Origin of the sequence: Prevotella sp. E13-17 (assembly GCF_022024035.1) — a bacterium.
Lineage (GTDB): Bacteria > Bacteroidota > Bacteroidia > Bacteroidales > Bacteroidaceae > Prevotella.
Window position 1 is genome coordinate 3297998 of record NZ_CP091787.1, and the last position, 13331, is coordinate 3311328.

General features: G+C 47.4%; 6 protein-coding genes. All 6 read right to left on the bottom strand.

The genetic code is table 11. From position 1 onward, the window contains the following. Positions 1 to 194: 194 nt before the first annotated feature. Genes L6472_RS13065 through L6472_RS13090 form a run of 6 tightly spaced genes read right to left on the bottom strand, consistent with a single transcriptional unit; the run spans position 195 to position 13331 of the window. A complete protein-coding gene (locus L6472_RS13065; RefSeq protein ID WP_237805812.1) occupies positions 195 to 1883 on the bottom strand; it encodes a RagB/SusD family nutrient uptake outer membrane protein in 1689 nt (562 codons plus the stop codon). Positions 1884 to 1896: 13 nt separating this feature from the next. Beyond that, on the bottom strand, positions 1897 to 4953 hold the full coding sequence (locus L6472_RS13070) for a SusC/RagA family TonB-linked outer membrane protein (protein WP_237805814.1): 3057 nt from the start codon (positions 4951 to 4953) through the stop codon (positions 1897 to 1899). A 19-nt stretch (positions 4954 to 4972) separates the two neighbouring features. Further along, on the bottom strand, positions 4973 to 6472 hold the full coding sequence (locus tag L6472_RS13075; protein ID WP_237805816.1) for a fasciclin domain-containing protein: 1500 nt from the start codon (positions 6470 to 6472) through the stop codon (positions 4973 to 4975). Positions 6473 to 6495: 23 nt separating this feature from the next. Then, positions 6496 to 8364, bottom strand: coding sequence for a fasciclin domain-containing protein (locus L6472_RS13080; protein WP_237805818.1), 1869 nt, complete (start codon positions 8362 to 8364; stop codon positions 6496 to 6498). 33 nt (positions 8365 to 8397) lie between these two features. Next, a complete protein-coding gene (locus tag L6472_RS13085; protein WP_237805820.1) occupies positions 8398 to 10008 on the bottom strand; it encodes a RagB/SusD family nutrient uptake outer membrane protein in 1611 nt (536 codons plus the stop codon). Between the two features lie 14 nt (positions 10009 to 10022). Next, complete coding sequence (locus L6472_RS13090; RefSeq protein WP_237805822.1) at positions 10023 to 13331, bottom strand: TonB-dependent receptor; 3309 nt, start codon at positions 13329 to 13331, stop codon at positions 10023 to 10025.

The following is a 13331-nucleotide window of genomic DNA, read 5'->3' on the forward strand; positions in this document are numbered from 1 at the left end:
TTTTAGTTATTAAATATAATTGGATTCATTATTCGGCTACAAAATTAACAACAACCGACCATTTTCCTTTAACACATCTGTGGTGAAAGATGAAAGGAATGTGCCTATTTTCTTCATCTGCTGTTTAAATGAAACAAATGTGTTATTTTGCAGCATGTTTTGTCCACCATATCATTATTCCAGCGAGTCAGAAGTCATTCTTCTTTGTGGGAAAACCACGTTGAAAGTATGCGTAACCGCTGTTCTGCAGCCTCAGCATCCGCGTATTTGGCGCTCACCTTCTTTGCCATGAATAAAGGATGGTCTGGTCGGTGATGTGAGATACGTAGCAAATCAAAGAACCTATTTCCTTCGAAACAGCTTTCAGCAGCCATTTCCTCAAGGATTGCACGCTCTACATAATCTACAGAGTCAACGCCAGCAGGAATAACATACTGTGTTTTGTCCCAGCGAATACCTAACCCCAAGCCCCGTGCAGCAGTTCCTACGTTTTGATTGAACTGCGGATCATGGAAGTCTATGTAGGCTGGATAGCGTTGCAGCTCAAGTGTATCCACCCGATGTTGAATGGTGTCATACATGACGCTATTCAAGCCATATTTCAGCACAGCAAATGCAGTTGTAGGGAAGCCTGCGCGATTGATAGCCTCTGCATAACGTAGATAGACAGTAGAAGGACGGAGTAAAGCTAAAGATGTCAGAGAACGATGTTCCAGCACATCAGTTTCACTTCCCGAGAGGTTATTATAGAATTTTGTGATATAAAAAGAAGAATTATCATCAGTTGCCGGTCCGAAGGCATTCCCCACGAATTTACCATTTGACAATTCTGCTACTCCACGCAAGTCACCATAGAAATATCGTGAAATAGCCTGTCCATTATCGGTATGAAAGTGCACACGCCCCTGCATCCAGTCAGTAAACGCTTTGACTGGCAGAAGTGCTGTTGCCCCATCTTCCTTGTCATACCTGACACCATAGGTCAGCTTGTGCAACTGGCTATGAGCCGAGCGCAAACCACTATCAAAGACCTGTCTTGTGATGACATCCGACACATAAGCTCGGCGCTGACCATTATTTAGTTCATGACGAGTTGTTGACTGCCATGTTGTTGCGAAGCTGCTACTTACTGTCAAGTGGCGCTGGCATATCAGATTATAATAGGCAGCTGCTGCCTCCTCATATCTGTTATTATAAAGATATAAGTCGCCAAGAAGCATCGCTGTTGGCAAGAAGAATTCGGAGCTATTCCAACCATCAACACTTCCAAAATCCAATGCACGCGTATTTACGAAAGGTTCCAAATCGTCTATCAGCAAGAGAGACAGAGCATCAAGGTCTGTCTTAGCTTTATCAAGCCATATTCCACTTGACACATCAGTAAGAGGCTGGGTAAAATAATTCACTTCCCCCTGAATAAGGGCCAGTTGCCAATAGGTGTATGCACGTAGTGTTTTCACTTGCGCATATTCTGGCAAGAGAACTTTACTTTGCCCTTCTGTGATCGTGGTATCCATGTGAGCAAGGATATAGTTGCAGTTATTGATGATTGAGTAGAAATCGCGAGACAGGGCATACTGATTTGTTGTAGAGAACTGAAGTCTGTCTATGTCTTGAAGATCCGTATTTGCCACTTGTGCATCAACAGTCATCAAGTCTCCACGCAGTTCACCCATCAACACCACGCGGTCTGCTATATCCTGCAACTGCGCCAGAACACCCATCACCGAGTAAATAGAGTCATTAGCATGATCTATTTGATGATTGGTGTCATATACCACCTGAGGAGAGTCCATATCCATCATGTCCTGACAAGAAGTGAGTGTCATTCCCCAGCAGCCTGCAAGACATATCTGTAATAATCTGTATTTATTGATTTTCATTGTATGAAAAAGATTAAAGATTGAGTTTTATTCCAATATTATAACTTCTTGACTGGGGCATCAGACCCGCATCAACCCCCTGAAGGAGTGAGTGATTGCCATAGCTGAACTCAGGATCTGCGCCCAAGTAACGAGTCAAAGTAAACATATTGTTCAACGAACCCCAGAGTTGTAAGCCCTGTATGAACGATAGTTTGACAGGAACATCATAAGTCAAAGAAAACTGTTTCAGTTTTAAATAAGAAGCATCCTCTATCCAGCGATCGCTAAATCTATTGTTCTGCATCGGGTCACCAAATGTCACACGAGGTATATCTGTCGTCTGCCCATCTGCAGTCCAACGGCGACGCATAGCCTCACTTTGGTTATTAAGAGTTGCTCCACTCTCCAGTTGTTGACGCAGAGCATTATAAGCATCATTACCCAATGAATAAGAAAACAACACATCTACCGAGAGTCTTTTCCATTTCAAGGCAAAGTTAAAAGAGCCATAAATGTCTGGATTCGGATCACCGATAACCGTCATATCCTTTTCGTTGATAATGCCGTCTGGAGTTATATCACTGAAATGAACGTCACCTGCAGCGAAAGGAACAACTTTTCCTGTCTCATCAACAATTGCAAGATGAGCCTGTGAAGCAGCAGCCTGATCAACAAAGACGCCCTCCGTGCGGTAGCCATAGAACAGTCCTATAGGCTTTCCAACACTTGTCAGCAGATTCGCTCCCATCATCTTCGTCATATAGTCACCATCGGTCAGCTTCTTCACCTTGTTTTTATAATGTCCTAAACACAGTCCAGCCGTCAGTTGCCAGTCACGTTTATCAATAACGCGTCCACTTACAGCCATTTCAAAGCCGTCGTTCTGCAATTGACCATCATTTGTCCAATAGTCTTTCAGACCATACTCCTCTTGCAATTGCTTTGTAACCAGCAAGTCATACGTCGTAGCATGAAAATAATCCGCACGCAGAGACAGACGGTTATTCAAAAGACGCATATCCACGCCCAGAGTCATGGTGCCCGTTTGCTCCCACTTGAGTTTTTCATTTCCGATGCTTGCCAGTGCCAATCCTTTTGCCAATCCAGCATAGTTGATTGTCTCAAAATAAGTATGTGTAGCGCCTATCGGCAACTGATCGTTGCCTGTCAGCTCATATCCCAGATGCAACTTCAAGTAGTCAATGCCACTTATATGACGCATAAATCTTTCGTTGGTTACTTGCCATGCGGCATCTACAGAAGGGAACAGCCCCCATCTCACGCCACCAAGTTTCAAGCCTCCATCGGCATCACGTCCGAATCTGCTATTCGTCTCCATCGCTGCACACGCTGTGACCATATATCGATCTCTCAGACTGTATTCCACCTGCGCATACCAACTCATTGAGCGCCAGTCGTCATTTATTCCAAGCGTTGTTCGCAAGGCAGAATTGGTCACTGACAGCGAACGCAAGTTATCACTGCCCGTGTTATATCCCTGACCATAGTCGCCCTCAAAGGTGTTGTTCAAATAGCGGAAGCCTATCTTTGTGCTTAACAAAGAGAACCGAGAATGAAGGATGCTCCAGTCTGCATTCATGCCAAGAGTCATCGTCGAATGGCGTGTCATCAGGCTGGCCACGCTATTGACTGCATCGCCATACCAATCGCCCTGACTATTATACAAATGCACCTCAGGAAGGCCAAAATCTGGTGTAAAAGCGCTCTCTTTGATCTTGTCCCAAGAAAAAGCTGCTACTGCAGACAGGCTGAACCTCTCTCCAAACCTATACGTTGGGGCCAGCGTTGCCGTAAAACGGTAGTTCTTGCTTTTTCCTTCACCATTCTCTACGACGGCCAAGGGATTGCCCATGTTTAGTTCATCAACATCGCTTAGACGATGATAGAGTCTTCCTTGCGTGTCATACTGATATGCATTATATAACGGATTCTTCGTATAAGCCATATAGCGTGGTGAAGTAGCACTAAAGATGCCATCATCAACGAGATTGCGTGTGACCTGCGAGAATGCTATGTCTGCACGAGTTGTGAGTTGCTTCGTCAGATTAATATCACTGTTAAACCGCACATTCAAACGTTCAAAGTCCGTATGGCGTATGTTGCCGTCAGCCCGATTGTATCCTAAAGAGAAGGCATAAAGAGCAACTTCATCACCACCCCGCACAGCTATTCCATAGTTTTGGGTCGATGCCACCCGTGTAATCTCGTGATTCCAGTCCGTATGATTATGGTTAGCCTTGTAATATGAAGTCGTTGGATCATCGTCAAGAAAACGATAACGACTTCCCACTCCACTCCCCATAGATTTGTCCTTAGTCAACAATTCTGAGGCCAAGATACGATAGTCATCAGCATGAAGAAGCGGCAGTACCTTACCACGCTGTTTAATACCTGTTGAGAGGTTCACTTCAATTTCCGTAGCCATGTTATGACTTCGTTTGGTGTTGATCATCACCACACCGCCAGCAGCCTTTGCTCCCCATATCGCCGTACCATTCTTCAGCACCTGAATACTTTCAATATCATCAACAGAAAGGAGTGCCAATGGATTGTTGAAATAGCCCTCATGCAGAGAGCTCATATTCTCTTGCGACTGCCATATCTGTCCATCAACTACGAACAGTGGCTGCGAGGTCATGTTGATGCTATGCAAACCACGAATAAACATAGCACTACCAGCAGCATCCAGCCCACTATGAGCTGCCATGCGCACATCACCCAACAAGGCTCGCCCTGCAGCATCGTCGGCATTCAGCAGCACAGGGCGCATTTTAAGCACAGGCAGCAATCTGACACATATTTCACTACGTCCCAGCAACGGAACAATTTGCGTTTCAAAGCCTGGAGCCTCAACGCGCAACATGCCGTCCAGCTGATCTACCTTTAGTTCGAAGGTGCCATCATCCTCTGTCATTGTCATCGTCTTAGTTCCTACCAATACGACACGCGATCCAGCAAAGGTCTCGTTCGTTGCACTATTTAGCACCCTGCCACGAACCATCGTCTGCGCTACGCATGCAACAGTGATGATAGATATATTTGAAAATAATAAAAGTAAACGCTTCATAGTTTTCTTCATTATGTTTTTAATCTTCTACAGGTTCAAAGATGATACAATCTAAACGGAACGAGCGTGACAGCTCGCCAGAAGAAAATTCTTTTGCTGTGACATTGGTTGCCACCGTAAGCAGTGTTGTCACCGGCAACGAACTTTCATCATGATTCTCTCCCATCATCCAAAGACGGTCTGAAGTATTACTTACGGGTATCACCAAATCTTCAAATGCCAGCATCTTGGTCACAGACGATCCTTCGGTAAGAAGCGATTTCGCATTGTTGCGCTTAGACACCGAGCGTCCGTTTGCATCCTGATAGGTCACCGTGAAGGTCATGCGGGTAGAGTCGGCCTGTTCCGCAGCACCTTCAACGCTGACAGGCAAGAACACCGCATACACATTGTATGTGCCAGCCAGCACTTTAGGTATTTCAAAGATGACCGTTGGGTTGGTCGATGTAGAAATAGGCATCACCTCCACATAACTGTCATGACTGACACCTTCCACCAGCGATGCTGCCGTCACATAACGATTATATACCGATGTCAGCGTATTGTTATAGGTCCTACCATTTTGTTGTTCGGCCTCCACCATGATAGGTTTGTTCCAGGTCTCACGAGCATTGTATTTCAATACCGGGGTCGAAAGAACCGTCCCATTAGATGCATGAACAGCACTGGCACCAATCTTCAATCCACTTGGCACCGTGTCACGGTATATTAGATGTTCCACGATGGCCAGTTTTGTTCTGATGTCTTGCAACGAGTCTGCTACAGCAGCATCTGCATCATACACCTTAAACGAAGGGGCTATACGCTGGTAGGCCTCATCCCAAGCAGTATTTGTAGGCACCACCATTATATATGCAGAGTCTTCTTTCGCAATATGTCCGATTCCATATTGCGGATGCTCAAGCAGTCTGTTATAGTCAACCATCACCGAATCATATACAGGTCGCCCTTCCTCGTCAATATCTATCTCCACGCTTGCATCAGCATTGAAACGCACCTCGTCGTAGGCATGGATGAAGTCATACAGTTTGGAGTATTCTGGGTTTGACTTCAAGTGCTCATAGATATTGTTCACATAGCTCAATGGCGTCGCTAAACGGTGGACCAGTCCATTGCTTGCCTTCAGGTTGCCCTCTTCAATCGCTGTTCCTCCAAAGCTGTCAGCCGTATCAAACTCGAAAAGCTTACCATTCAGCATCTCCACCCCGACAGTGCTGGGCGTTGACGTAGGATAGATACGGCGGGCGATGTGATTAGCCACCATTTTCTGCACGTCATCATCATGCTCAATCTGCGCTGGAGCGAAGACAGTGAATGACTGACTTGATGCCAACAGGTTCCCATAACCAGCTTGTCGCACTTGCTCGGCAAAAGAGGGGGTCTGCTGTTCCAACAGTTGCATGACGGTCTGTCCGTTACCCATCGCTGGCAAATCTTCGTAGTGGTCACTCCATTCTGAGCAAGCCATAAAGGTTGCTGCAATGCCACAACATATCAGACAACGGTATTTATTTTTCATTCTCGTAGTCATATTATTCGTTATTAGTCTTTGTCTTCACTATCTATTAAACTTGTAGGAACATACTCTAGATAGTCAAAGTGGAATTCTCCGAGTTCGCTCTCTATATTCTTCACACGGAAATAATGAGGACCATAGTCCTGGAATGTGAACGTACCCACGATGAAACGCAGAGCACCGATATTCTGTCGCAACGTCTTCTGACCATTGGGAGCATACACCGAGTTGGGACCCTTCATATAGCCGCGGTTGCGCATCATCTTGTCGTTCTCTGCGCCCATATCGGTTGTCTCATCATCACTGACCCAGCCTATCTGAGGTTGCTCGCCCGTATAGTTGAAGGATACGGGAATACCTATGATGTCACCATCAACAAACAATTGTGCGATTCCGCCCCATGAGCGAGCTGTATAGCCCAAGCGTATCTCATAAGTACCAGGAGGCACAGGCAACATACGCACCGTCACATCATACCAGCCACGCACCGAAATCTCGTCAGCCTGGTAATTGGTCCAGTAGTCCGAAGCCCACATGATAAATTTCGAGGCATCATTGAATTTCAAATAATCTCCGCAATAGTCTGGACTCATCGTATAGCCGCCAAAGCCGTCCAGGTTTGTCAGTTTCCACCTTACGTTATTATTGGTGAGCTGAGGTGCTATAGAATAGGCATCAAAACGTATTCGCTTGTTCAGCACGTCGTGTTGCATGATGGCTTCGTCATAGACCAGCATATGAGTGAGCGAGTGAATAAAACCGTTCATACCGTCAATGTTTGAGTGACTTTCGTCAATACCTACAAAAAGACCACTCTTCTGCATGTTCAGGCGGTTGCCTGCCCTGATCTCCAACAGTCGGTTTTCCAACATCGTTTCATAGTATTCATATCGCTTATCCATATAGTAAGAAGAGGTACATGGACCGCTATAGACAAAAGAGTTGGTTGACATTTGACGGTTCAGCAGGTGATAGCTGATAAAACGGTTCAACGCATTACGACGACTGGTTGGATCATCAGCGTCCTCCTGGCCATAGTATTGCTGAGCATACTGCTTCAGTGCCTCTACATCACCAATACCTGCAGTCTGCATCACACTGTTGGGTTCGGCAAATAGCGTATAGCCTAATCTGCGTCGCGTCAGTGGTTTCATCGTATAGCCAAGCACATTTACGAACTCCGTCGTATAGGGATTTTCGTAACTCATGTCATAAGTCTCGCTGATGGAGTCGTTCAGATGTGTCAGTCGCAAGGCCTCAGCAAAAATGCTATATTCCGGCATTTGGTCGAGGATTGCCCCAAGGGTCTCGTCACTGGGTTCCAGTACGTGATCAATGACATGCACAACCCCATTGTGCACCTCATTGTCTGGCCTTGATATGTGGGCCTGCTTGTTCACGACAATCTGGTTTCTGCCTTCATCAGCAACCACATACGAGATGATCATATAGCGGTTATTCATGTTCGAAGTGCCCAGAGCGCCTTCGGTAAAGTCTTTGGTTTTATAGTCAATAGCCGTTGAACGAATGATATGATTATACACTATCTCACGCTTATCCTCATCCGTCAGCTGTGCTATCGAAATGCCATGCGCTGCAAAATAGGTCTGAAAGGCCTCATCTGTCGGAATAAAGGCCGTATAGTGTCCATAGGTTGACAGCAGTGCTTCCTCGCCAGCCTCTTTCACTATTTGTGTGAACACAGAAAACGAGTCTGGTCGATTCTCTATATAGCTGGCTACGGTCTCTCCAGTAAACGTGTAGTAGCTGTCACCAGAGAGCGTGTCACTATCGCAGGATGTCAGACCGAGTCCACCTCCGACTCCCATAAGCGGTGCCGCCATCACTGCCATCTTGATGATGGTTCTTTTTATCTGTTTGATCTGTCTCATCATGATTTCATTTTTTTACGATTATATCCCTTTGACTTAATGACGCTCAATATCACTTGAGGTGGCATAGAAAGGATTCTGTTTCAGCAACCTGTTCACTTTCAGCTCATCCTTATGAATCGGCAAATAGAGCGCATTCAGTGTATTCAAGCGCATGAACACCGTGGCCTGATCCTGACTTTCATATTTTCGCAACAGATAGGTAGAAACAATGTTCTGTAGGTCACCTGTGCGACGGATGCGACGCAAGATGTCATAATAGCGTTTGCCTTCAAACAGAAACTCACGCTGTCGTTCGTCAAATACCAAGTCGCGCATCTGCTCCTGTGTGCCGTAGGCTGAAGGCGACAGCGCCCCTGCGCCCTTTGACGGATTAGCCCGTTCATACGTACGGCTCACCATCTGTAGAGCAGCAGTCAGGTCTCCCTCGCCATTGCGTTCCACGAGTGCTTCTGCCCGCATCAACAACACGTCAGAAAGGCGATAGACAATCCAGTGCTGTGTGTTCTGATTCACCACATAGTCTGCGGCTGCCACCTGTGTACTTGCCGACTCTTTTCGCCATGCCACATATTTTTCAATCGGGACGAAGGCCGACGTGCCACTACCAAAAAAGGCATCCTTATAACGCAGGTCACTATTCTTGTCAAACAAGTGATTGTCTCCATCGTTAAAACCGAGAGCTGACAGACCGTTCACGCTGCTGCGTCCTCCTGTTGTGCCATACATCTCGTTGACCACATAGTTTGGCGTGTACTGGTCAAACTGTAATTCAAAGATACTCTCTGCCGAGTTTCCCGCACCAAAGACCTGCTGATTATAGCGTGCAGAACTCTCCAACTGCAACGGATTGGTTGGCGTCTGCAACACGCGGTCGCACATCTCAATACATTGATCATACTGTCCCAGCCACAGATACATATCAGCCATCAGCGTCCAAAGTGTCTTTTGGGTGACCCGTCCTTTCGTATCGCTTGTCGTCGAATAGACAGCTTTCGCATAGCCGTCGCTGATGGCCTCCAAACCGGCTAGCAACTGACGGAGTATCTCGTCGCCATCGGTCTGTTGCATCTGGAAAGGATGCGTATCATCACTATAGGCCTCGGTCACAAAGGGCACATCACGGAAGGTGCGCACCAGATAGAAATAACAGAGTGCGCGCAGCGTCTTAGCCTCAGCCTCAAAGGCCCTTAGCTCGCCCAGTTTGAAGTTAGGGTCTTGTCTTTGCACCGCCGGGGCCTGCTCCAGCACCATATTACAGTAGTTGATGATGCGATAGACAGGGCCCCACTGCGTATAACCATTGCTTGCGTCAATATTGGCATTGAGCATATACTGCAAGTCACTTCCCAGACTACGTCCCGCCAGCACATTATCCGAGCGCACCTCGCCCCATGCGATGAGGCGCTCCATCACATCGGGTTCCAACATGGCGCGGTAGCAGGCTGCCACGGCGCTCTCCACGTCACTCTTCGACTGCCAGAAGTCATCGCCGACCAACTCTGTCTGCGGTTTGATATCAAAGAAGTCAGAACACGACGTGAACAGCGAAGTGTGAAATGTGAGCAGCGCCACACCGAGCCATAAGCCTGTCGTGCGCTTAGCTGTCAGTATCTCATTACCCATGATTATTTTCGTCAGTTTCATATTCTAGTCTTTCATTATATTCCTAAAGTTAAACCAAACGTAAAGTACTTGGAGCGTGGCGTCTTCGACCAGTCGGCGCAGATGCCTTGTGAGTCATAGCCCACTTCGGGGTCAACACCAGAGTATTTCGACCAAGTCAGTATGTTGTTCAGTGTCAACGAGAGTGAAGCCTGGTTCAAGCCAATCTTCTTAATGGTCTTCTGGTCAAATGAATAATTCACCGTCAACTGTTTCCAGCGCAGGAATGAGCCATCTTCCACAAAGCGATCGCTACCCATCCAGTTACGTCCGTCCTGATAGATGGCACGCGGCATGTCGGTCTTGTCGCCATCCTTGCGCCATCGCCAGTTGACAGACACGCACTGGTTATCATTAGAATACATATTTTCGGCATACATGCGAGAATAGTTTATCACCTTGTTTCCATAACGGAAATTAAAGAAGCAGTTCAGCGACAGTCGTTTGTTGTAGCGCAACGAGAAGCCAAAACCGCCATTCAGTTTGGGGTTGCAGTTGCCTAAGTAAACCACGTCGAGTTCGTCTATTGTGCCATCGCTGTTGATGTCCTCATAGACTGCATCACCGCCACGGAACTTTCTTGCATTGGTGGTGCCGTAGGCATAATACAACGGCACAGGTTGACCACTGCTGAAGACCACCTTTCCCTCTTTGTCTCTGGCCACTGGAGCATTTGGACCACTGATGCCGGGCACTTCCTCCTCGCTCCACTTATCGTATTGATAGACACCATGCGACCGCAAGCCATAAATACTGCCAAACGAGTTATCAATCTGCACTCGACTCAGATAGTTGCCATTGGCATAACTGAACTCTCCGTTATAGGAATCCAGCACATTGGCATTCAGTTCCTTGATCGTATTCTTATAGTTCGACAGGTTTGCGTTGAAGTCGAATGTCCATTTTCCTATACTTATCAAGCTGTTTGTGTTGATATTCAGTTCCCAGCCATCGTTATCCATCGTACCGGCATTGATATAACTCAGCTGGTCAAAACCCGTATGCGACGGCACACGCTGATCGCGGAAAAGCATGTCTGTCGTGCGACGGTGATAGACGTTCAGGTCTGCCGTAAATCGATCCTCAAAGAGTCCAAGATTCAGGCCCACATTGATGCTCGTCGAACGCTCCCACTTCAGGTTTGTCAACTTCAGCGAGGCTGGTTTTATGGTTGGCATGCCATTATAATTGTTGCCACCAGTACTCCACGATCCATTGTAGCGTGCAAAGTGCAGGTATTCACGATCGGGCATATTACCCGTCACGCCCCATCCTGCACGGAGCGAGAACTCCGAGAGCCAATTCTCCATAGACTTCATGAACTTCTCGTCGGAAATGATCCACTTTCCCGACAATGAAGGAAAGGCACCCCAACGATTGTTTGAACCGAAACGCGACGAGCCATCCCATCGGATCGTAGCATCCACGATGTAGCGTCCCTGATAAGCGTAGTGCATACGTCCCAGGATTGCCATCGACCGCCATTGACCTTTATCTGAGTTCAGTTCTGACAGATTTCCGCCGGCAGCAGCATCCGTGATGTGTTCCGAAGGCACACCATAGGTTACGAAGCGCTGATTTTGCGATGCGCCGCTGGTCATCTGCCAGGAGCCATAGAGCATCAGGGAGTGGTTCTCGCCCAGATTGGGCATCCACGTCACGTTTTGGTCGGTCATGATGGAGAGCCCCTCGTTCTCCTGTTTCTCACTGCGGTTGACTTGTTCGTCTAACCAATGGCGAGCGACCAGCTCCTTAGGCAGGAACCGATTGATCTTATAGTTCTCTATATCGAAGGTCACATAGCCATTATACCGCAAGCGCTGCTTGTCGGTAGGTTCAATAAAGTCGTATTGGATGCGCAGTGTCGGGATGATACGCATATTCTTCTGCACGTTCTGTGCCAGATGCGCCACGGCAACGGGATTATAGAGATCCTTCTGCGACGAGTCGAGGTTTGATGAAGGAAGAATATGATAGAACGCGTCCGTATCGTGCCCGTCATAATCTTGTCGGTAGATGCCCACATTGGGTAGCTTTCGATAGGCCACGTCCAGCAATCCTATGTTCGATCCCGTAGCAGGGTAATACTGCTCATAGTTGCGATCATTGTTGGTGTAGGTCATGGAGAAATCGCTCGTGAACTTCAGTCGGTCGCTGACCTGATACTCCAGGTTCATACGCGTTGAGAAACGGTCCATCTGTTGTTCTATCACCGTACCGGTCTGATTGTAGTAGCCCAATGATGCGCGGAACTTGGCTTTCTGTCCGCCACCGCTGATTGAGAGAGAGTGATCATGAGTCCAGCCCATCTGTGTCACCTCCTTCACCCAGTTGGTATTGTTGTTGAACTGTTCATACTCAGAGAAGTTCTGGTCATAGTTGAATTCTGGGATATTGCTTTCGCGTTCATCCTGATTGCGGTTGAAGTAGGCCTGCTTCATCAGCATGGTGTAGTCATCGCCATTAAGCATCTTCATGCCTTCAGGTTGCCAGTTGCCACTCAAACGGTAGCTATAGGTCACACGTGTTGGTCCGGTGACACCCTTTTTCGTTCTGATAGAGATGATGCCATTGGCACCTCGCGCTCCCCAGATGGCACAAGCGGCACCATCTTTCAGCACCGTGATATCTTCGATATCTTCTGGTGAGATGTTCAGCAGCGTGGCAAACTGATCGTTCGAGGCGGTATTATAGTCGAACGAGGCATCTATCTGACTTTCAAACGGTATGTCGTTAAGCAGAATAAGCGGCTCTGAGTTTGAGTTGATAGAGGTGGTACCTCGCACACGTAGTGAGGAGCCACTGCCCAGGTCGCCTGAGTTTGCCACGATGTCAAGACCGGCTATTCGTCCTTGCAGGGCATCATCGACCGATGCCACCGACATGCCCTCAAACGTCTTCATCGAGATGGTTTGTTGGGCACCGCTCAGTTCGCGCACTGGCACGTTAAAACCATCAGCGCCAGTACGGCGACGGCCTTTCACATGCACTTCGGCAATCGTCTGGCTGTCGTCCTTCAGCACCACGTCAAAGCGGCGCCTATCCTTGATTGGCAGCGTCTGCGGCTTACAACCGATATAGGTGATCTTCAAGGTGTTGTCGGTGTTCTTCACCTGCAACGAGAAATGACCATTGAAGTCGGTCACGGTCGAACTGACGATACGTCCACCCTTATCTTGCTCTACCACTGTCGCACCAATACATTCTCCATCTGGAGCCGTGACCTGACCTGTTATCATGGTTTGAGCCAGCACGGATGCGCCACAAAACAATAATGAAATGATTAATAATACAAAACGTCTCAT